The following is a 20268-nucleotide window of genomic DNA, read 5'->3' as shown; positions in this document are numbered from 1 at the left end:
CTATGGTCACGCAATGACCCGCTGAGCGACACTTTCCGATCCCATTTAGCGTTTGAGGTGGCCGGGCCACCCCAAAACGACCATTTGCCAATCGATGGAAAGGAACATCCATGCGCAAAACGACCCTTCTGGCAGCCGCCGCCACGCTGGTGCTCGCAACCGCCGCCAGCGCCCAGCAACAGCCTGCGCAGCAGCCCAGTCCGGCGCCGGCTGCGCCTGCTCCTGCCGCGCCCGGGGCGCAGCCGCAGGCGCCCACCATCCAGGCGATCAACGTCGTCGATATCAAGGATCTGCCCGCGGACACTCAAGCCAAGGTCAACGAGGTGATCGCCAAGCGCAGCGATGCCGACCTGCAGAAACTGCGCGGCTCGATCGACGCGACACCGCAGGTCAAATCCGCGCTCGAAGCCAAGGGGCTCACCTCGGCGCAGGTGATCGCCGCCAGCATGAGCACCAATGGCGCGCTGACGCTGATCACCAAGAAAGCGAGCTGACGAGACGAGGCGGCGGGCCGGCGCCCGGCCAGCCCGCCGCATCACAAAGGGAACCTTCACGGGGGACGTTACGTTTCGGTCCTGTCGCCCTGACACGAGCCTCGAAAAGGACCCTGAGAACGAGCGATGGCGATCACCACCTTCTCCGACACCAGATGGCTGCATGGGATTGCCGCGACCGCGTTTCTGGCAGCCAGCATTCCGCACGCCGCGCTGAACGCGCAGAGCCTCGACAGCGCCGAGACCGTCAACCGGATCGTCGGCTCGGAGGTCGGCCAGGAAGAGACCCAGACAAATGCGGAAGCCGGCAAGGTCAGTTCGGCGATCGACCGCACGCGTGAAAACATCGCCGCCGTGCGCAAGACATCCAAGCTCGACAAGGTCGATATCGTGTTTCTTACCGATGCCGCGCGCACTGAAGGCGGCCCGCCACCGGCGATCGAAAACAAGGTCAGGCAACATCGGGACGACATCGCCGAGCTGCGCAAGGAGATCGAAGCGAACGCATTGCTGTTCAACGCCATCGATTCGCGGCGAGTGCAAACCGAGGACGTTCTGGCGGTGGAATTCGACGATCCGGGAAAGGTCATCATCTATGCGGCGGCCAAGCCGCCCGGCTGAGCCGAAACTGCTCGACGCCTTCGATCTCACAGCGCGCCCATGATCTTCTGTTGAAATCCGTAGACCTCGCGCTTGCCGCCGAACGGCACCAGGGTAACGTCGCGCTCTTGGCCGGGCTCGAAGCGCATGGCGGTGCCGGCAGCGATGTCGAGGCGCATGCCGCGCGCCTTGTCGCGATCGAATCTCAGTCCCTCATTGGTCTCGAAGAAATGATAATGGCTGCCTACCTGGATCGGCCGGTCGCCGCTGTTGGCTACCTTCAAAGTGACCGTCGCCAGACCCTTGTTCAGTTCGATCTCGCCGCTTGCCGTGATGATTTCGCCGGGGATCATCGCGGCCTCACACGACGCCGAAAGCGAGGCCGGCGCCAATCGCGGCACAAGCGGCGCCAGCGGCGCGGGCAAGCCCGCGGAAGCGCCAGCCGAGGCCGAGACCGGCCGCGATGCCGACGGCGTGGAGCAGTGCCGTGGCAACGGCAAAGCCTGCGATATAGCCGAGCCCAGCGGCATTTTCAGGAACCTCGGTGCCGTGGGCGTAGCCATGGAACAGCGCGAACAGGCCGATGACGGCGACGCCGGCCGAGACGGGAAGATCGACGGCGAGCGCAACCAGCAGCCCGAGTGCCACGACGGACGCCAGTATCGCCGGCTCGACGAAAGGCATAGGCACATGCAGCCTGCCGAGCACGCCGCCGGCCAGCATGACGCTTACGAAGGCCAGCGGCCATGCCCAGGTCGCTTTGTCGCCCTTGAGCGCGGCCCATAGCCCGACGGCAATCATCGCCGTCATGTGATCGAGGCCGGAGAGCGGGTGGGAGAAGCCGGCGGTGAAGGACGAAACCGTGCCCACGCCGACATGGGCATAGGCTGGCATAGCTGCCGCCAGCAGCAGGACCGCCGACAGCGTCGTGCGTTTCATCGTAGCGGGGATCATCGGCGTAGCTTCCATCTTCGAGATCATCATGCCTCTCACGCCGCCTTGCGGGCCGGACCACAGCCCTCTGCCTTGAGGACGCGCTTGGTGGAGGCCGGATATTTCTTCAGCAGCGCTGCCGGACGGATAGGGCGGGCCGAGAAGTTGCCGCCGCAATTCGGACAGGCGCCGCCGAGCACGTTTTGTGCGCAGTCGGCGCAAAAGGTGCATTCGAAGGTGCAGATCACCGCATCCGTCGCATCGGGCGGCAGATCCTTGTCGCAGCACTCGCAGTTGGGACGCAGCTCAAGCATTTTCCTCTCCTTGGCGGTGTTATCTGATCGGCTCGTGCACGGTCACCAGCTTGGTGCCGTCTGGAAACGTCGCCTCGACCTGCACATCGTGGATCATTTCTGCAATGCCTTCCATCACCTGGGCCCGGGTGACGACATGGGCGCCGGCCTCCATCAGCTCGGCGACCGCGCGGCCGTCGCGGGCACCCTCGACGACGAAATCGGTGATCAGCGCGATCGCTTCCGGATGATTGAGCTTGACGCCGCGTTCGAGCCGCTTGCGGGCCACGATCGCCGCCATGGCGATCAGCAGCTTGTCTTTCTCCCTCGGCGTCAGATTCATGCTTTTTCCTGCGGTGGCACAATCGAAATCAGAGTGACCATAATTTGGGCAGGCCCGCCCGTCCGTTGAGCAATTCGACAAGCGGCACCAGCCGCTTGCGGAGCTGGTAGCCGTCCTCAGCGAACAGCCTCGCAAGAAGCTTGCCAGATTTCCGCACGCTCCAGAAACTGACGCCGCCCTGGCCGCCGACTATGCCCCGGGCCGGCTCGAGCAAAGCCTCTGCCCGTGGCGATACCATCAGCAGCGTCGCCACGGCGACGGCACCGCCGGCCGCTGCGGGACGGTTCAAGGTGGCCGCAACGTCCGGCCCGATGCGGAACTCCTCTGCATGGACCAGCGCCCCGTCCTGGCGGACGCGCCAGCGGTCGTGGAAATGGCCTTGCGAAGCCCGTTCACCCATGGCCAGGCGGCCGAAGACGGTAGCCTCCAGGATCAGCGCCTCGGCTCCGGTGGCAAGCTCCACGTCAAGGCTGCGGGCAAAGGCCGAGCGGTCGAAGACGATGGTTTCCTGTGGCAGCCAGGCAATGTGGCCGTCTTCCCCGACAGTCAGCTGCACCCGCACTTCGGCGCGGTCGGATGCGGCGCGATAGATTTTCTCGCAGGCCTGCGTTGTTATGGTTGCGGAGGCGCCGGCACCGACATCGACCTCCCAGGCGAGACGGTCGCCACCGGTCAGCCCACCGGCGGTGTTGATCAGGACGGCTTCGAGCGGATCGGCCGAGACCGCCGGCATGCGGATCTTGGCCGAACCGTCCTGGTACAGACGCCGAAGACGCGTGCGGCCTCCGTTCCAGTCGCAGCCAAGCCGCGCGACGCCGGCAACACGCTGGGCCGGCGGCACTGAAGTCAAGCTATATGCGATCGTATCCACGACACCAACGTTAAGCACTGCGGCGGCTTTGTCGATATATAGCTTGTTGCTTGACAGCGTTTCGGTTTCTATAGAGGGAGCCACCTTGGTACGGTCACCGGCGCCTGGCGGGGGTAAAAGGCGACGATGACGACGTAATCGAGGACAAAAGGGGCGCTGATCAGTTGGCGTCGGGAAACGACAGAGTTGGGGAAGAAACCGAATGGCTGACCAGCTGGCAAACGATATCATCGCCAAGATCAAGGCTCATGCCGAGCCGGGCGGCGAGGAAATCACCACCAGTACCGAACTGACCGCCCTTGGCATCCATTCGCTGGAACTGACGGAGATCATCTTCGATCTCGAGGAAGAGTATGGCATCGAAATCGAGATGAACACTGTCGATGCCTGGAGCAATCTGAAGAATGTCGGCGACATGGTCGAGGCGGTTCGCGCGCTGATCGCGAAAAAAGCCTGACTGAATGCACAAGCGCGTCGTCATCACGGGCATCGGCGGATTATGCGGGCTCGGCACCAATGCACCGGCAATCTGGAATGAAATGCGCGCCGGCCGTTCGGCAATCGGCGCGATCGACAATCCGCTGCTGCATGATCTGAAGGTCAAGGTCGGCTGCGAAATCAAGGCGCTTCCCGAGCACGGCATCGACCGCAAGCAGGTCGTGTCGATGGACCGCTTCAGCCTTCTGGCGACGATCGCCGCGCGGGAGGCGGCACAGCAGGCGGGATTGAACCCGCACGCGGCCAACACCTACCGGATGGGCACCATCGTCGGCGTCGGCGTCTGCGGCTGGGAGGCAATCGAAGAGAACTATCGCGCCATCCTGCTCGAAGGCAAGAACCGCGCCGGCATCTTCACCGTCCCGAAAGTAATGCCGGGCGCTGCAGCCGGCCATGTCAGCATGAATCTTGGTCTGCGCGGGCCGGTGTTCGGCATCACCTCTGCCTGCTCGTCATCCAACCACGCCATTGCCTCGGCGGTCGATCAGATCAGGCTCGGCCGGGCCGACGTCATGGTCGCCGGCGGCACCGATGCGCCGCTGGTCTGGGGCATCCTCAAGGGCTGGGAGGCCCTGCGGGTACTGTCGCCGGACACCTGCCGGCCGTTTTCGGCCGACCGCCAGGGGCTCGTGCTCGGCGAAGGCGCCGGCATGGTGGTGCTGGAAACATATGAGCATGCCATGGCGCGCGGCGCCGCCATCCTTGCCGAAATCGCCGGCGTCGGCCTTTCCGCCGACGCCTCCGATATCGTCGCGCCAACCATCGAAGGGCCTGAGGCGGCGATGCGCTTCTGCCTCGTCGATGCCGGGCTCAATCCAGAGGACGTCGACTATCTCAACGCGCATGGCACCGGCACCAAGGCCAACGATCAGATCGAGACGGCGGCGATCAAACGCGTGTTCGGCGGCCATGCCTACAAGCTTTCGGTGTCCTCGACCAAATCGATGCACGCCCACTGCCTCGGCGCCTCCGGCGCGCTGGAAATGATCGCTTGCGTGATGGCGATCCGCGAAGGCATCGTGCCGCCGACCGCCAATTATCGGGAAGCCGACGCCGACTGCGATCTCGACATCACGCCGAACGTGGCGCGCGAACGCACCGTGCGCACCGCGATCAGCAACAGCTTCGCCTTCGGCGGCACCAATGCGGTGCTGGCGGTCAAGGCCGTGTGACCGCACCCCTTGCGGGTCCTTCACCGGGGCCGGCGAAACTTTCCATGCGCATATTGATCGCGCCAGGCGTCGCGCCTAATTCTCTGCGACCTGCCATGACCGTGCCGCTCGGCGCGGTCCCCTACCAGGAGTTTCGATGACCGATCTGTCCGCGTTTCCGATTGCCAGGCGCTGGCCGGCGAGCCACCCCGACCGCATCCAGCTTTATTCGTTTCCGACGCCGAACGGGGTGAAGATATCGATCGCGCTGGAGGAACTTGGCCTGCCTTACGAGCCGCATGCCGTCGATCTCGGCAAGAACGAGAGCTGGACCCCGGAATTCCTGTCTTTGAACCCGAACGGCAAGATACCGGCGATGATCGATCCGGACGGCCCGAGCAGCAAGCCGATCGGCTTGTTCGAATCCGGCGCCATCCTGCTTTACCTCAGCGACAAGACCGGCAAGCTGGTGCCGGCAGACGCGACGCTGCGTTATGAGACGATCCAGTGGGTGTTCTTCCAGATGGCTTCGATCGGGCCGATGTTCGGCCAAGTCGGATTCTTCCACAAATTCGCTGGGCGCGAAATCGCCGACAAGCGCCCGCTGGAACGTTATCGCGACGAGTCGCGACGGCTGATCGGCGTCCTCGAAACGAGGCTCAAGGGCCGCAGCTGGATCATGGGCGACGATTACACCATCGCCGATATTTCGATGCTTGGGTGGGTGCGCAATCTGATCGGCTTCTACGAGGCGCGGGAACTCGTCGGTTTCGACGATTTCCCCAGCGTGGGCGCATGGCTGGAGCGTGGCCTCGCCCGGCCGGCGGTGCAGAGGGGCCTCACCATTCCGGCCAGAAGCTGATCTTACATCGATTCCGCTCGGCTATTTTGCCTTGGTCCGGGGTTTTGAGCCGCCCTTGCCGACTACGGAAGCAGCAAGCGACGCCGCACCTTTGGCGGTGGCAAGCACGGCACCGGCGGCGACATTGGCCGTTGCTTTAACAGTGCGCATTGCGCTGCCTGCGATCGATCCTCTGCTGCTTGCCGATCTTTTGGGCTTGGGTGCAGCGGCTTTGGCCGCGGCAGGCACCACCTTCTTCGGCGCTGCCTTGCCAAAGCTGGGCTTTGCCGCATCCTTGGAGCGGGCCGCCGCTGCCGGGCCGGAGCTGGTTTTCGCTCGAGTTGCTTTTGATCGTGTTGCCCTGCCCTTGGCGGGCGCAGGCTTTCTTGCCATGGTTTCCATCGAACGGTTCCCTCATGGGCACAATTGCCGTGTCCGGGATAACGGCCTGAAACTGTCAAGGTTCCGGCCGGGCGGTTCCTTGCAAGTCAGGCCAGGTCGCCGACCACCAGGTCGGCGGGCCGCCGACGGGCAAGCACGCGGTCGATGTTCGGCATATCGTTAGAGGCGATCCAGGCGCGCGCGTCCTCGTCGGAGCGGCCGTGCTCGTGCCATCGCGCCAGCAGTCGGCGCTCGAGCTCGGCGCGCGGCACATCGACGAAGATCGAGAAGTCGAACAGCGGCGCCAGCCGCGTCCAGGGTTCCTCGTCGAGCAGGAGATAATTGCCTTCGACCAGGATGAATTTGGTGTCGGCGGCGACAATCGCAGCGGCGGCGCGCGACAGCTCCATGCTGCGGTCGAAGACCGGGATGGCGATATCCGGCTCGCCGGCGCGGATGCGCTTCAGCAGCGCTTCGAAGCCGGCAAAATCAAAGGTTTCCGGGGCGCCTTTTCGCGCGCGAAGGCCGCGCCGCTCGAGAACGACATCATCGAAATGGAAGCCATCCATCGGCACGACTTCCGCCGTGCCTTCCGGCAGCAAGTCGTGCAAGCCTGCCGACAATGTCGATTTGCCGGCGCCGGGCGGACCGGCAATGGCAACGATGAAGCGCGGTGCCTTGCCGGCGCGCTTAAAAATGGCAGCAGCGATATGGGCGATCTCTGACATTGGGCCCTTACGATGGTTCTGACGCATTTTGGCGGCAGTTTTCGGAAATTTCAAACGCCGGATTGTGCCAGGCCTTCAATCGGGCCTGGCTTGGCCGATCCGCAGGAAGTCGCTGTCGAAGCCGATGTCGCGCACGGCACCGTCAGCCGCCAGGATGCGCATGCGGCCCGGCGAGGTCGCGACGTCGTGCGGCGGCTCGCCGGATGGCCATGGCAGTGCGCCGATGACATGGCGGAACGAAAAGCGGCGCCCTTCGGAAAGGGCAAAGGCGGTCGCCACGCCTTCGCGCTTCAGCCAATTGTCGCCGAGCGATGCGGCGTGGCCGACGGCCGTGCGGCCGTCCTCGATGCCGAGCACGCCGCGGTGGCGGCCACTCCATGGCGCATAATCGCGCCCGCCATTGCTGACCCACAGCATGGTGACCGGCAGTTCGGCCGGGTTCTTCAGCACCAGCACGAGATCGGCTTCCGCCTGGCGCGCCAGCGCCGTCCAGCCCGGCCCGCCATGATCGGCCTCGACCAGCGTCACGAAGTCCTCACGCAGCTGGTCCATGCGATAGGTGGTCAGGTCAATCGTGCCGCCGTTGGAGGCGGGAAAGCGCGTCAGGTCGGTGCTGCGCGCAGGGTAGGCGAGCAACGAGCGGCCGCGGGCCGGATCGGGCTCCGGCGCCTCACTCGGCGTTGCGGCAAGGCGTTTGGGCGAGAAGGCCAGCCTGCCGCCGGCCGTCATCACCGTCATCGGGTGGTGGGCGACGGGAATGGCGCCGGCGCCGCCGGAAAAGACGTGCTCCTGATAGAGAAAGGGATGATCGTCGCGCAAGGTCAGGATCTTGTCGACGGTTGCGCCCATGACCGGGCGCTGCAGGCGGAAGACGGCGCGCCAGCCATCGGTCGTTGCCGCGCTGTCGACGACGTCCCAGTGACTATTTGCCGGCCAGCCATGCAAAGGTGCCGCTTCGACGTCGCTGATCGAGAACGGCGCGCAGAGGAAATCGCCGGACAGGTGGACCGTCCCTTCAGGCAGGTCTTTCGGCAGCATCTCGCGCGGCTCGCCGACCCAGGGTGCGCGATGCAGCGGCTTCAGCCGGCGGCCATCGATACCGACCGTCATGTCGGCGAGATGGCCGACGGCAAGATCGACCGATACCGAAATGCCCTTCGCCGTGATCGTGACCGTATCCATGTGCACCTACCGATTCTGCCGGCCCGATTCCGGCGGCCCGATTCTGCCGGCGCCAGCAAAGCCCACTCGCCGCCGGTTGCGCAAGCGCGGTGGCCGGCAATTCACATCAGGCGGCGCCACGTCGGCCTGTGGACAGGGCACCGTTCGAGGGCCAGACCGATATTAACCAAATGGACTGTGCCTTTGCGTTAAGATAGCTTCGCGTCGTCTCAGAAACTGCCTGCCTTCGGAACTGACTTGTCCGCCTTCCGGTTCTTTTCGTCCATCCACAAATGCGTCGCTGTGCTGGCGCTGCTGCTGTTTGCTGCCGGCTGCACGACTGTCACGCCGCCCGACAGCGTGCTGGCGGTACCGGCGCCGCCGCAGAAATATGCCGCCATGGTCATCGATGCCGGCACCGGCAAGACGCTGTTCGAGGTCAATTCGACGGCGCCGCGTTATCCGGCGTCACTGACCAAGATGATGACGCTCTACCTTCTGTTCGAGGCGCTGGATTCTGGCCGCATCAGCAAGGAGACGCAAATTCCGGTGTCGGACAACGCCGCCCGGCAGCCGCCGACCAAGCTGCGGTTCAGGCGCGGCGAGACCATCGACGTCGATTCGGCGATCCGCGCCGTCGTCGTCAAATCGGCCAATGACGTGGCGGTCGCAATTGCCGAATATCTCGGCGGCAGCGAAGAGGCGTTCGCCGGCATGATGACCGCCAAGGCGCGCCAGATCGGCATGAGCAGCACCGTTTTCCGCAACGCCTCGGGCCTGCCGGACGGCGACCAGCACACCAGCGCGCGCGACATGGCGGTGCTCGGCATGGCGCTGCACGCCCGCTTCCCGCAGCATTTCCACTATTTCTCTGAAAGCGACTTCATGTTCCGCGGCAGGCTGGTGCGCGGCCACAACGACATGCTCGGCCGGGTGCGCGGGGTCGACGGCATCAAGACCGGCTACATCAGGGCTTCGGGCTTCAACATCGTCACCTCCTATAATGCGGACGGGCACAGGCTGATCATCGTGGTGATGGGCGCCGACAGCGCGCGCCAGCGCAACGACCACGTCGAGGCGCTGATCCAGCGCAGCCTGTTGCCGACCTCCGAGGCAAAGACGCGGCTGCTGTATGCCGAGGAGCAGTGAGGGGGCTGCGCCTAAGTTTCGCTTAGGGTCAAGGCGACCAACCCAAAAAACAGTCTATAATGCCGCCCTTGCAAAGCCACCACTCATGGCTTGCTGCCAGACGTGCGCATAGACATTGCCCGCTACCAGCTTCTTCTCCTCGGGCGTAAAGGGCGGTGACGGCAGGCTTGCGAACACTTCGTCCAGAATGAATACCTCTACATCAGCCTTGGTCTGCTCCTTCTCCCAAAAACGATCCAGTTCTGCCAATCGCGCCTTGATCGAAGCGAGCAGTTCCCGACTGGCCTGTTTGACGCGTTCGCGTGAGGTCTTATCCAGGCCGTCTTTCCGAAGGAGATCGAACAGTGCCAGTTCGTCATCGGCTAGGCCTTCCCTTGCCGCCCGTTTCTGTTCCTCGTCGAGACTGTTGACGAGCTCAACCAGCCGCCGAAATGTTTCCTCGATCGTTGCGCGATCCTTCTCACGGTTATAGGCGGCCACGATCTCCTCGTACTTGACTTGAAAATCCATTCGCATCGGGTTGCGCGCCAGCATTTCGGCGAGTTTTTGCTCGACGATGGCTCGAATGTCCTGAAGCGCCGTGGCCTTGCGCCTGACCTTTTTGGCGAATTCATCACGCAGCCGTTCAAGGTCGATCTGGCTAAGATCGAAAGTCAGTCCTTCGGCTTGATCGTCACCGACAGTTTGCGTACGGATGGCTTCGTTGATGATCCGGTGCAGTTCCTTAAGCAGTTCCGTCACATCAGCCGTATCGCGCCGCTCAGTCAGCTTCTTGTAGATCGCTTCGATGTTGTCATGCCGCTCGGCGTATGCCCAAGCGCTCGGTTCAACCAGCAGCGCCTTGAACCGGGTGAATACTTGCCGCGCCATGATTTCGAAGCGCCGCTTGGTTTCGTCGCTCAAATAGACGGCCTCAACCGCATCGACGAGCCCCTTGATACGCGCGAATCCCTTCGCGCCAACCAGTGTAGCCGGATCGTAGCCAAGCCCGCGCAAATGCGCCTCAGTCGCCTCGATGGCCTCGATGAGCGCCTGCACCCGCTCTTCGATGGGCGCGATGATTTCCTCGCCGCCTGTTCCGTCATCGCCAAGCGCATATTGCGCCAAGGCCGCGCGCAGACTCACCAGCATGCCGTTGTAGTCGACAATCAGCCCGAAATCCTTGCCGAGATAAACCCGGTTCGCCCGCGCGATGGCCTGCATCAGCGTGTGTGCCCTCATCGGCTTGTCGATGTAAAGCGTTGAGAGGCATTCAACATCGAAACCCGTCAGCCACATGGCGCAGACGATCGCCACGCGGAATGGGTGCTTTGGGTTCTTGAAGGCAGTCTCGACATCGACACGATCGCCGCCATCTGATTCGAAGCCCTTTTTTATCAGGGCGCGGTGTGGGATGATGTCGAATCCCCATTTCTTGAAATCGGCGACCTCGTTTTGCGCCTCGCTAATGATGATCTCGATAACCGTCGCGTCGAGCCAACGGGCCTTCTTTTCGAGCTTGCCGATTTCGTCATTTATGACAGCGCGGGCAGTTTCATCGACAGTCGTAGCGGCTTCTGCCTTCCTGGCTTCGAGTACAGCGCGTACTTCTGCGGCCTTCGCCCGCCAGGCCGGCATGATCCGTTGATGCATGCGCGCGCAAGTGATCTTGTCGATGCAGACGAGCAGCGATTTTCCGGTTTCCCACCGCGTCGAGCAATGCTCGACGAGATCCGCCGCGATCTTGTCAAGTCGTTCGTCGGCGGTGATGACTTCATAGTCCTTGCCAAGCAGCTTATCGAGTAAGGCCGCCTGGTCCGGATCGAGTTCGGCCTCCTCGATTTTCGCCGCGATCCGGTCGTTCAGATCGGGGCGCGCCACGCCGAGCTTCTCACCCCGGTTCTCGTAGATGAGCTTGACGGTCGCGCCGTCTTCCTCCGATCGTTTGAAATTGTACTGCGAGACATAGCCGCCGAAGATGCGTTTGGTGATTTCATCCTGCCTGAACAGCGGCGTTCCGGTGAAACCGATGAAGGCGGCGTTTGGCAGCGCCAGGCGCATGTTGCGCGCCAGCCTTCCGGCCTGCGTCCGGTGCGCCTCGTCCGAGATCACGATGATGTCGTCGCGCTCGCTATAGGGTTTCTTGGGGTCCACGTCCTGATTGAACTTGTGGATCAGGCTGAAGATGTAGCGGTGATTTTCCTTCAGCAGCCTTTCGAGGTCTGCGCCCGAAGATGCGCGTGGCGTGTCCTTCTCGACCACGTCGCAGCCCACGAAGGTCTTGTAGATTTGGCTGTCCAGATCATTGCGATCCGTCATCAGCAGGAAGGTGAAATTGCCCTCGACCTTGCGGCGCACCTTCTCGGCGAAGAAAGCCATGGAGTAGCTCTTGCCGCTGCCTTGCGTATGCCAGAAGACACCGAGCCGCCCGAGGCTCGGGTGGGCCCGTTCGACAATGTCGATCGGGCCCTCCGGAATAAAGGGGGATTGAGGCGCTTCCGCCATCCCAGCCAAGTGCAAGGCACGCCCTCGGTCTTCACTTGGCCGCTTCTCGAGCGGCAATTCCACAATGCGGTGCTGCAGCCGCCTTTCGCGCGGAAACTCTCGTTTCAGTTCTTCCTGATACCCTACCGATGCCACGGCGAGATTGACGCCAAGCACCTGATGGTTGCGCGCTACCACCTTGCGCGTTGCACCCGCCTTGCTTTCGTCGAACAAAATGAAGTTCTCGACGATGTCGAGCAGCCGGTCATGTGCCAGCATACCGTTTAGCAAAACCTCAGCTTCAACGTTGCCCTTGTCGCCCTCGTCAAGGCGTTTCCATTCGGCGAAGTGATCCCACTCGCTGGTGATCGAGCCGTAGCGGGCGCGGTGCCCGTTGCTGACAATCAGGAAGGCGTTGTGGTGGAAGGCATGGGCGATAACATTCTCGTCCATATAGTCGCGCAGATTGCCGTCGAACCCGGCGCGGATATTCTTGTGGACCGCCTTCAGCTCAATAAAGACCAGTGGAAGGCCGTTTACGAAGCAGACGAGATCGGCGCGGCGGTTGTAGTTTGGCGTGCGCAGGCCGGTCAGTTTCAGTTCGCGCACGGCGAGGAAGCGATTCGAGCCGAGCGCATTGTCGAAGTCGATCACGCGGGCACGGGCTTCGCGTCGATGCCCGGTCGCATCGCGCCAAGACACGGGCACGCCGTTGCGGATCAGGCGAGCGAAGTCGTGATTGTGCTGCACCATCGAACGGCTGAAATCATGGACGGTCAGCGCCCGCATTGCCTCGTCGATTGCCAAAGACGGCAAACCGGAGTTGAGGCGCTTCAGCGCTGCGCGCAGATCGCGGGTTAGCACCGCCTCGCTGGTACTGGCGCGGCCCAGCGTGCCCCCCGGCCCGAAGGTTTCGTCGTTCCAGGCATAGATAGTTTCCCAGCCGAGCCTAGCCTCTAGATGCGCAGCGAAAGTCGCCTGCACCAGTCGGTCCTCGCTGTTAATGCCGGTTACGGCCATGCGGTGCCCCTTTCCAAATCAGAGCACTTCAAATCTGATCCTTAGCCAAATACCTTCCAACGCCTTCAAGCACTTGGTCAATCGTCTCAAGGCAACGCTCGATAAAGGAGGCGCTCATGTAGAAAACCCATGGATCACCGTCGCTTTCTGCTCTTTCAAACCACTCCGCTGGCCAGCCGTCAGACTTAATTCGCGAATCAAATCTGCGACGTGCCTCAATGGGCCATTCGAAACCATTGTGGAACATGTTGTTGCGGTAGCTGAAAAGGGCTGAGAGTGTCTTTTCGTAGCCATCGGGCAGACAGGGTTGCAAACCGGTTGAGGCCGCAAGCTGCGCGATCCCCGCGACAAGGTCTTCCTTCGGACCGCTACCGCGGAACACAATTTGTGGGTTCCAGTAATGGTCCTGGGAGGCCACTACCCTAGGGTCATCGTTGCCCTTGCCTTTCGCCCGCACCCGCAAGCCAGCGAAGATCGACACGAAAAGGGACTCGATAAACGGCGCCAGCATGCCCACCGCTGCCATGCTGTGTGCTGCATCCTGAAAAACCGAGTCATGCAAGGTGTCGACCCACTGACCCTCGAGATGCATCTGGTATTCATCGTCCCCGCCTGAGTAGCTGCGGATATAAGCCTCCAATTCCCGGATACTTGCGGAGACGGCCTCGTCCAAGTTCTGGTTGCGGCGAAGGGCGCCTTTGATCGCAACGAGCTGTGCTTCAAGGTCGCGTTCTGCTATCAGGAACAGCGCGTGATCGCGGTTGCTGATCTCGGGCCAGTGTTGGCCCAATGCTTCCCGTTCCAGTTCCGCACGCAAGTCTGTGGGAAGTTCTGTGTCTTTGTCATAGGTCACACCGCAATTTCTCCATTCATCAGGCGTGGCAGAAGGAGGTCGCGGACTTGTCCGAGTTTCCGATTATATCTGAGCAGAGTTTCGCGTTGCCCAAACATCGGCTCGACGGTTTCGTTGAAAAAGCGACGGAGCCGTTCGGTCGGCTTGGTGATTTTTCGGCTATGGGCGAAATCTCTGTTCAAGCCGGGAACTCCGCCGTCAGTATTCTGAAATCCCACATGAGGGAGCGCAAGATAGAGCCAAAAATCTGCTTGTGCGCTTGGGATGAAGTAGGCCGTATCAATCGGCCAACAATCGCTTGTTGACCAATAGACGCTTCCGACGTTGCCCTTACGGCCAACCACGATTGCGGGACCAACAACAAGCGCCGCATGATGTGTGCCGACGATTCCGCTCGATCCATAGACGGGATACAGGCCTTCGACTCGCGTTTCTTCCTTTAGTGCTTTGCCGTAGGCAAGTTGTGCGACATCGCCAACCTTGAGTCGTTCCCATCCCTCGGGGATGCCGTCGATGATCTTGACGTGCTCGTGGCCTGGGAATCGGAAGTAAACGAACCACTCGCGATAAAGCATCCGCGCCGCCTCCTCCAACAGCACAATCCGCCGCCGGTTGTTCTCGATCAGGTCGTCGTAGGCGGAGAGGATTGATACAACTTGCTCCTGCTCTCGTCGTTCTGCGGTCCGAACTTTGAGCAAATGGAGAACGTTGCGATCAACACCGGGAACAGCGGCCTTTTCTGACTTGTAATTCTTCAGTGTGTTTCTCAACAGGTAGGCTGCGAACCGAGGATCATTTCCCTTGAAGTCCACCACGTACAGGGCAGTGTTGAGCGGCCAGTACGGCTCATCAACGAAAAAGACCTCGCCAATCGTGCCATATCGCCCTGTAATAACGCCAGGAGGATCGACTCTAGGGACATTGTGCCTTCCTGTAATTCCCGATGATGACACGACAGGAACTGGGCCATCGACGCGAACCCGCTCTGGCAAATCATGCCCGCGCTGAAGCTTGATTACGTCGCCAAGTGTGCATGCCCGCCAGCTCAAGCGCCCAACTCCTCAAAGTTTCGAGCGATCCGCGCCGCGAGCTCCACCGCCTCCTCGTTCAGGCCTTTCAGGTCGATATGGATGGCGCTGAGCGTCTCCTCGAAGTCGAAATCCTCGTCCGCCTCCTCGGGCGCCACGCCGACATAGCGACCCGGTGTGAGACTCCAGTCATGTGCCTTGATGGCTGCGCGACCGACACGCTTCACCAGCCCCTCGACATCACACAACACCGCATCGGGGAAACGCTCCTGCAACCAGTCCGCCTGCTTCACGAAGTAGCGCGTCTGCCGCAGCGCCTCGACAGCCGCCGCCCGCGCCTCATCCAGCACCTTACGTGCCCGGTTCACCCCGGCATTGTTCCAGGCGTCCGCATCTCGTGCCGAAAGCTCCTTCACGGCGATGTCGATCGCCCGGCCCGACAGTTTCACCGCAAGGTCAATCTGTCTTGTCAAATCCCGGCAGCGATCCGCCAGTGGGTGCAGCGCCGCCCGCGCTGCGTTCAGCCCGGTATTGTGGCGCACCGCTCCCGGCCAAGCCTTGGCCCTTGCCGCCGCCTCCTTGCCAAAGGCTTCAATATCCGCCGTCAAGGTCGCCTGCGCACTGGTGAGTTCATCCCATGGGTCGGCCAGTGGATCATCCTTGCGCTTCGCCTTGGCGTGGGGCTCCATGAGATCGACGAGTTTTCCGAGCGCCTCCTCATAGCCATCAAGCGGCTTCTGCGCCTTCGCGCCAAGCTCCACCGCTTGCGCGAGATAGCTGTCCACAAGCTTCAGGAAGCGGTCCTGCTGGCCGCGATAGAGCCAGACAATGGCGGCGATGTTCTTCTGCTGCTCCGGACTGAAATCGCACACTGAGCGCGATACCTTGCGGAAGATTTGTCGCGCATCGAGCATCAGCACATGGTCCCGCCGCACTGCGTCCTTCTCCTTCGCCCGGTCGAAGAACCAGAGTTGGCAAGGCACGGTGCGCGTGTAGAAGAAATTTCCGCGAATATCGATCATCACGTCGACAGCGCCGGTTTCGACGACCTTCTGGCGAACCGTCGCTTCATCGCGGCCCGCGCTCGACGCCTGCGAGGACATGACCACGCCTGCGCGACCCTTCTCGTTCAGGTAGCTGTGGAAATAGGACATCCAAAGATAGTTGGCGTTCGAGATCTTCTTGCCCTTGTTCACGCCGGGCAGGCCAAAGGGAAGGCGCTTGTCGCCCTTCACTTTCTCCGCATCGACCTCGTCCACGTTGAAAGGTGGATTGGCCATCACGAAGTCGCACTTGCCGACAAGTTCGTGTGGGTCCTTGTAATAGGTGATTGCTTCGTTCCCGGCCCGGATCGTGCCCTGCAGTCCGTGAACAGCGAGGTTGATCTGCGCGAGCTTGGCGGTCGTCTCGTTCTTCTCGTGGCCGTAGAAGGTGACGCGCTTCATCGTGTCCAAGCCCTCATCTGCAATGAAGTGACTCGATTGTACAAACATGCCGCCCGAGCCACAGGCCGGATCGAAGACGATGCCGTGGTCGGGCTCGATAACATTGACGATGGTCTGGACGATCGAAGGCGGCGTGAAGAACTCGCCACTGTCATGCGCGCCTTGCTTCGAAAACTCGGCGAGGAAGTATTCGTAGATGCGGCCGAACACGTCGCCGGATGCTGTGCGCAAGCCTTCCGAATCGAACATGCGCATCATCTCTTCGAGGACGCTGCCCTCGAACCGCCCATAGTCCTTCGGCAGTTGGCCTGCTAGCGGTGGAAAGGCCGTTTCGATAGCCTCCATCGCCGAAGTCAGTGCCGCGCCCAGATTGCCGTCCTTCGGAGTTTTAAGGATCATATCGAACCGCGCGCTTTCCGGCAGGTTCAACGCGCGGCGGCGTGTGAAATCGGCTTCGACGAGCGCGCGCTGCGGCATCTTGCCAGCGGCCTTGTCGGCCTCGATCGCGGCCTTCGCCTCATAGAAACGGTTTGTAGCGTGGCGCAGGAAGATCAGGCCCATTATGGGCATGAAATATTCGTTAGACGCCAGATTGGAGTTTGCGCGCAAATTGTCGGCAATCTTCCAAAGACCGGATTCGAATTTCTCGAGCCCGTTGAAGGGGTCTGCAACCATCATGTGCGCCTTGTCTGCCAATCTCGTTCGAATGGGACTTGTCTAAATATCGAATCGTTTTGACAATAGGGCACGCCCGGCAATTTTGAAGAAATCTACCGAATGCCATGGCCGGCGCAGTTAAAACGATGCAGCGCACCCGACAGGGTTCAAACCTGTGACCTCAGCCTTCGGATTTCGCGCAACGATCACTTGCCCGTTGAAGCCCGCTCCAGCTTCGGATAAGAAGCCGGGGCTGGCCGTTTATCGGCTGGTTCGTTTTCCGGATCGTCGGTCCTGAAGGCACCCGTAGCTCAGCTGGATAGAGCGCTGCCCTCCGAAGGCAGAGGTCACAGGTTCGAATCCTGTCGGGTGCGCCAACTTGCAAATCTGCCGATCCTCCTATTTCAGCCATATCTCGTAAAGCTGGACGTCGAATCCAGTCCTGCCGCCCCTCTGATCTCGGCTGCGCTCTGGAACCGAATCCACCTCGAATGACTTCCTCGTGAGATAAACTTGAGGAGCGCCCCCGTGCCTGCACCACCCGAAATGGATTTCGTCCTCGAAAAGCTGCCTTTGAGGATCGGCGCCTACATACCCGACGACTTGCTGGAGGACTGGTTTGCGCCGGGAACCGGCATGAACCCGGTCAGCAAGGAGGCGCTTGCCGCCGCCAAGACTTACGGCTGGCGCTTCGAATGCGACTTCAAGCACTACCCCGACCGCAAGGAGGGCGTGTTCTGGAAGTGGGTGCCGGCGATCTGACCGGCGCTGGACGGTTCATCGTTCCGCGGAAACGCAGAACCGGTCTATCTTATTGTTTGACGCAAATACCGGACGGAAAACCGCTTCACACTTTCCTGGAATTGCTCAGCCTCCGCCTATGGGCGTCGTCACCTTGCCGGTTCCGCCGCATTCGGGGCAGGTGCGGCCGTCGATCATGCCTGACCCTGCACAGCGGCGGCAAATATTCTCGCCAGCGCCTGGAGTGCCTGCGGGGACTTCGTCCGTGTTGGTCTGACCGGCTTGCCGGGGCTTGCCCTGCAGCTTGTTTCTCAGCCGGGCGACCAAGCCTTCGTCGACTTCGAGCGGCCTGCTGCTGTCGTCCGGCAGGCCTTCGCCGGATTGGCCGATGGTTTCATTGCGCGGCCGGTCGTTCGCGCCTGTCGTGATCTTCTGAGCCATTGCGTTTGCCTTTACGCCTTGCAATTTTCGAACGCCTCAGCTCCGCAGAGGTTCCGGTTCGACCGGCAGCCTTTCAGCCGGGTTTTCGCCGCACATTATCTATCCTGAACCCGGATTTCGGCCGCGCCGGCATGCGGGCAAGCGAGACGGTCATATCCTGATCAGGCACCTGGTAGGCCATCGACCGCGTCAGCAGGCGAACCGCTTCCATGATCAGAGCGACGGTGACGGCTTCTCCGGGGCAGCGATGGGTAGTCGCCGGATCTCCCCCGCCATGCGGGATGAAGTCGAAGCCGTGGGTTTTCCAGCTCAAGCCGCGCTCCGGGATAAATCGGTCCGGCTCCCAAAACAGGCGGCGATCGTGGTTGGTGCCGTGCAGGTCGAGCAGAACCCAGTCGCCTTTGCCGAAGCGGTAGCCCTTCCATTCGAAGGGGTGGCGGGCGCGGCCGCCGATGAACGGGAAGAACGGATAGAGCCGGCGAACCTCCTCGGCGAAGGCTTCCAGCCCGTCGTCATCGCCGGCGGCGAACTTATCGTACCATTGGCGGTGCTGGTGAAGCGCCAGCGCCGCAAACATGATGAAGCGGCCGATGGCGACAACCGGCCGGATGATGTTGATGATCTCGACCGCAGCACTGGCAAGATCGAGCGGCATTCCCTCGGCATCGACATATTCGCTGACCAGGCGGACCGGGCTGTTTGCCGGCAAATCAAGCGCGCCGCTTCGAACGCGCCGTACAAGCTCGCCGATAGTGCGTTCGGTCCGGCGTCGCCGCCACAGCGCCAGCATGGTCGACGGCCCAATGCCGCCGGCGTTCTCGACCATGCCGCTGAGCTCGCGGCAGAGTTCGGGGCGATCCTTGTCGGCGGGGATGCCGGCCCAATCCGCTGCCGCCTGGGTCAGGACGAGGTTTACGGCGTCAAACAGGACGATCTCGTCACGCCGCTGCCAGTCTTCCAGCTGGTCGAGCCAAGCGCGACGGAAGGTTGCGCGGAGCCGCTCGATCTGGTCACCATCCAACAGGATCGACAGGAAAAGCGCCTTGCGGTGGCGGTGAGCGGCGCCGTCGAGCGCCTGGACGCTGCCCTTGTCCTGCAGCAGACGCAGCGTGGTCTGCGGCATCGCACCAATTCGGGTGAAGTGGTCGCCGCCATAAAACATCTCGGCAGCCTCGGCACCGCGGACGCAGATTGCCGGCCGCAGCATCAGGCGCGTGGCAAAGATGTCGGTGTTCATGCGCCGGCAGCGGGCCGAAATGAAGTCATAGCCTTCGCGCAGCAGGGCCAAGGTGCTATCGAACGCGGCGCGCGGAATGGGTTTTGCGGCATGATTGCCGCCATCGGCATCGATCAGTTCACGTCTGTTCATGGCGTGCTCCCTGGCGTTGAAATTCCTCAACGCACGGCCGGCACTTTCGATCACTCGACTTTTTGACGGCTTAGCCGCGCCGCCCTTCGGCCGCGGCTGGCAAGGATGGTGGTCAGCGTGACCGGACGAAAATCCCAGCTGTCGACGCCGACGTCATACTGGCGCGTGACCGGGGTCAGCCTGCCGTGGGAATGGCCATGCAGGTCGATCGATTTCCTGCCGATCTGGTTCCAGGTGCGAAAAGGGTAGTGGCAAAGGATCAGCAGGCTGCCGTCGAGCGCCAGCTCCTTGTAGTGTTGCGTGCTCGCCCAACCTGTGGCCTCGATGGTGGCCGCAGCATCGTTGTTGCCGATGATCAAATGCTTGCTGCCATGAAGAGACGCCAGAAGCGACGACACGAACGCGGCCGATCCCCTGGCAAAATCGCCGAGATGCCAGATCTCGTCGTCCGGCCCGACAGTCTCGTTCCAGAACGCAATGAGCGACCGGTCATGTTCCGCCAGCGAGCCGAACGGGCGGCGGTCGATGCGCAAAATGCGCGGGTCGCTGAAATGCGTGTCGGCCGTGAAGTAGATCATGCGCACTCGCTGGGCCTGTTGTCGAACTGCCGCGCAGGTAGGCGCGTGGCGCACCAAGTCCATGTTGCTCTCCCGATGCTTGCTCAACCCGCTCGATCGCCGGTTGTTCCTGGAAGCAGGCCTAGGCGGTTCCCGCTCGTCGGAACTTCAAAAAGGGGGAACTTTGAAACGGGGGAACTTTGAAATGAGACGCAGGTTAGAATGCTTGAGGCCGATGCTCTGAAAGGACC

23 protein-coding genes, 1 tRNA gene and 1 pseudogene are annotated in these 20268 nt (G+C 61.9%); 8 read left to right on the top strand and 17 right to left on the bottom strand.

From position 1 onward, the window contains the following. Positions 1 to 110 precede the first annotated feature (110 nt). Together NKJ28_RS25360 and NKJ28_RS25355 are read left to right on the top strand one after the other, a co-directional pair. Positions 111 to 494 (top strand): hypothetical protein, encoded by a 384-nt coding sequence (locus NKJ28_RS25360; RefSeq protein WP_023677006.1) that lies wholly within the window; start codon positions 111 to 113, stop codon positions 492 to 494. Between the two features lie 126 nt (positions 495 to 620). Further along, on the top strand, positions 621 to 1115 hold the full coding sequence (locus tag NKJ28_RS25355) for a hypothetical protein (protein WP_352492191.1): 495 nt from the start codon (positions 621 to 623) through the stop codon (positions 1113 to 1115). A 26-nt stretch (positions 1116 to 1141) separates the two neighbouring features. On the opposite strand, the gene NKJ28_RS25350 is transcribed toward NKJ28_RS25355, so the two are convergent. The 5 genes from NKJ28_RS25350 to NKJ28_RS25330 are packed head-to-tail and all read right to left on the bottom strand — an operon-like array spanning position 1142 to position 3534. Beyond that, complete coding sequence (locus NKJ28_RS25350; RefSeq protein ID WP_023677008.1) at positions 1142 to 1447, bottom strand: urease subunit beta; 306 nt, start codon at positions 1445 to 1447, stop codon at positions 1142 to 1144. A 7-nt stretch (positions 1448 to 1454) separates the two neighbouring features. Continuing rightward, the gene (locus NKJ28_RS25345) at positions 1455 to 2048 is read right to left on the bottom strand and encodes a HupE/UreJ family protein (RefSeq protein WP_352637364.1); all 594 of its coding nucleotides are present in this window, start codon (positions 2046 to 2048) and stop codon (positions 1455 to 1457) included. Positions 2049 to 2083: 35 nt separating this feature from the next. After that, positions 2084 to 2341, bottom strand: coding sequence for a DUF1272 domain-containing protein (locus NKJ28_RS25340; protein WP_352492190.1), 258 nt, complete (start codon positions 2339 to 2341; stop codon positions 2084 to 2086). 19 nt (positions 2342 to 2360) lie between these two features. Then, positions 2361 to 2663, bottom strand: a complete 303-nt coding sequence (locus NKJ28_RS25335) for an urease subunit gamma (protein ID WP_023677011.1) — start codon at positions 2661 to 2663, stop codon at positions 2361 to 2363. Between the two features lie 28 nt (positions 2664 to 2691). Continuing rightward, positions 2692 to 3534, bottom strand: a complete 843-nt coding sequence (locus NKJ28_RS25330; RefSeq protein ID WP_502898211.1) for an urease accessory protein UreD — start codon at positions 3532 to 3534, stop codon at positions 2692 to 2694. Between the two features lie 202 nt (positions 3535 to 3736). Here NKJ28_RS25330 and NKJ28_RS25325 point away from each other — a divergent pair, with 202 nt between their 5' ends. From NKJ28_RS25325 to NKJ28_RS25315, 3 genes are all read left to right on the top strand, one after another. Beyond that, positions 3737 to 3991: an acyl carrier protein gene (locus NKJ28_RS25325; RefSeq protein ID WP_023677013.1), complete on the top strand. Its 255-nt coding sequence runs from the start codon at positions 3737 to 3739 to the stop codon at positions 3989 to 3991. 4 nt (positions 3992 to 3995) lie between these two features. Further along, positions 3996 to 5204 carry a beta-ketoacyl-[acyl-carrier-protein] synthase family protein gene (locus NKJ28_RS25320; protein WP_352588683.1) on the top strand — a complete coding sequence of 403 codons (1209 nt, stop codon included), beginning with the start codon at positions 3996 to 3998 and terminating at the stop codon, positions 5202 to 5204. 136 nt (positions 5205 to 5340) lie between these two features. Continuing rightward, complete coding sequence (locus NKJ28_RS25315; protein WP_352637358.1) at positions 5341 to 6045, top strand: glutathione S-transferase family protein; 705 nt, start codon at positions 5341 to 5343, stop codon at positions 6043 to 6045. Between the two features lie 21 nt (positions 6046 to 6066). Here NKJ28_RS25315 and NKJ28_RS25310 read toward each other — a convergent pair whose 3' ends face one another. The 4 genes from NKJ28_RS25310 to NKJ28_RS25295 form a co-directional block, all read right to left on the bottom strand. Beyond that, positions 6067 to 6195: a hypothetical protein gene (locus tag NKJ28_RS25310; RefSeq protein WP_302893450.1), complete on the bottom strand. Its 129-nt coding sequence runs from the start codon at positions 6193 to 6195 to the stop codon at positions 6067 to 6069. Further along, entirely contained in the window at positions 6182 to 6442 is a 261-nt protein-coding gene (locus NKJ28_RS25305; protein WP_352637357.1) for a hypothetical protein, read from the bottom strand. The genes NKJ28_RS25310 and NKJ28_RS25305 overlap by 14 nt, the downstream gene beginning before the upstream one ends. Before the next feature lie 70 nt (positions 6443 to 6512). Then, positions 6513 to 7133 (bottom strand): nucleoside triphosphate hydrolase, encoded by a 621-nt coding sequence (locus NKJ28_RS25300; protein ID WP_352637356.1) that lies wholly within the window; start codon positions 7131 to 7133, stop codon positions 6513 to 6515. A 75-nt stretch (positions 7134 to 7208) separates the two neighbouring features. Beyond that, positions 7209 to 8315 carry a hypothetical protein gene (locus NKJ28_RS25295; protein WP_352637355.1) on the bottom strand — a complete coding sequence of 369 codons (1107 nt, stop codon included), beginning with the start codon at positions 8313 to 8315 and terminating at the stop codon, positions 7209 to 7211. Positions 8316 to 8552: 237 nt separating this feature from the next. Here NKJ28_RS25295 and NKJ28_RS25290 point away from each other — a divergent pair, with 237 nt between their 5' ends. Beyond that, positions 8553 to 9443, top strand: a complete 891-nt coding sequence (locus tag NKJ28_RS25290; RefSeq protein ID WP_352637354.1) for a D-alanyl-D-alanine carboxypeptidase family protein — start codon at positions 8553 to 8555, stop codon at positions 9441 to 9443. A gap of 54 nt (positions 9444 to 9497) precedes the next feature. Here the strand turns inward: NKJ28_RS25290 and NKJ28_RS25285 are convergent, their stop codons facing one another. The 5 genes and pseudogenes from NKJ28_RS25285 to NKJ28_RS25265 form a co-directional block, all read right to left on the bottom strand. Next, a complete protein-coding gene (locus NKJ28_RS25285) occupies positions 9498 to 12926 on the bottom strand; it encodes a type I restriction endonuclease subunit R (RefSeq protein WP_352637353.1) in 3429 nt (1142 codons plus the stop codon). A 28-nt stretch (positions 12927 to 12954) separates the two neighbouring features. Further along, on the bottom strand, positions 12955 to 13779 hold the full coding sequence (locus NKJ28_RS25280; RefSeq protein ID WP_352637350.1) for a hypothetical protein: 825 nt from the start codon (positions 13777 to 13779) through the stop codon (positions 12955 to 12957). Beyond that, complete coding sequence (locus tag NKJ28_RS25275) at positions 13776 to 14828, bottom strand: restriction endonuclease subunit S (protein ID WP_352637347.1); 1053 nt, start codon at positions 14826 to 14828, stop codon at positions 13776 to 13778. The genes NKJ28_RS25280 and NKJ28_RS25275 overlap by 4 nt, the downstream gene beginning before the upstream one ends. After that, positions 14825 to 16462 carry an HsdM family class I SAM-dependent methyltransferase gene (locus NKJ28_RS25270; RefSeq protein ID WP_352637362.1) on the bottom strand — a complete coding sequence of 546 codons (1638 nt, stop codon included), beginning with the start codon at positions 16460 to 16462 and terminating at the stop codon, positions 14825 to 14827. The genes NKJ28_RS25275 and NKJ28_RS25270 overlap by 4 nt, the downstream gene beginning before the upstream one ends. Before the next feature lie 69 nt (positions 16463 to 16531). Then, a pseudogene (locus tag NKJ28_RS25265) lies at positions 16532 to 16927 on the bottom strand (type I restriction-modification system subunit M N-terminal domain-containing protein); the annotation flags it as partial. A 282-nt stretch (positions 16928 to 17209) separates the two neighbouring features. On the opposite strand from NKJ28_RS25265, the gene NKJ28_RS25260 reads away from it, so the two are divergent. Together NKJ28_RS25260 and NKJ28_RS25255 are read left to right on the top strand one after the other, a co-directional pair. After that, a tRNA-Arg gene (locus tag NKJ28_RS25260) sits at positions 17210 to 17286 on the top strand. 151 nt (positions 17287 to 17437) lie between these two features. Further along, complete coding sequence (locus NKJ28_RS25255; protein WP_352637345.1) at positions 17438 to 17671, top strand: hypothetical protein; 234 nt, start codon at positions 17438 to 17440, stop codon at positions 17669 to 17671. A gap of 105 nt (positions 17672 to 17776) precedes the next feature. Here NKJ28_RS25255 and NKJ28_RS25250 read toward each other — a convergent pair whose 3' ends face one another. From NKJ28_RS25250 to NKJ28_RS25240, 3 genes are all read right to left on the bottom strand, one after another. Further along, a complete protein-coding gene (locus NKJ28_RS25250) occupies positions 17777 to 18091 on the bottom strand; it encodes a hypothetical protein (RefSeq protein WP_352637365.1) in 315 nt (104 codons plus the stop codon). A gap of 73 nt (positions 18092 to 18164) precedes the next feature. Beyond that, a complete protein-coding gene (locus tag NKJ28_RS25245; RefSeq protein WP_352637344.1) occupies positions 18165 to 19460 on the bottom strand; it encodes a cytochrome P450 in 1296 nt (431 codons plus the stop codon). Between the two features lie 50 nt (positions 19461 to 19510). Further along, a complete protein-coding gene (locus NKJ28_RS25240) occupies positions 19511 to 20038 on the bottom strand; it encodes a metallophosphoesterase (RefSeq protein WP_352637343.1) in 528 nt (175 codons plus the stop codon). Between the last annotated feature and the right edge of the window lie 230 nt (positions 20039 to 20268).

This window comes from Mesorhizobium sp. M0145, assembly GCF_040322355.1.
Classification (GTDB): Bacteria; Pseudomonadota; Alphaproteobacteria; order Rhizobiales; family Rhizobiaceae; genus Mesorhizobium.
This window is presented reverse-complemented; position numbering and strand designations above follow the sequence as displayed.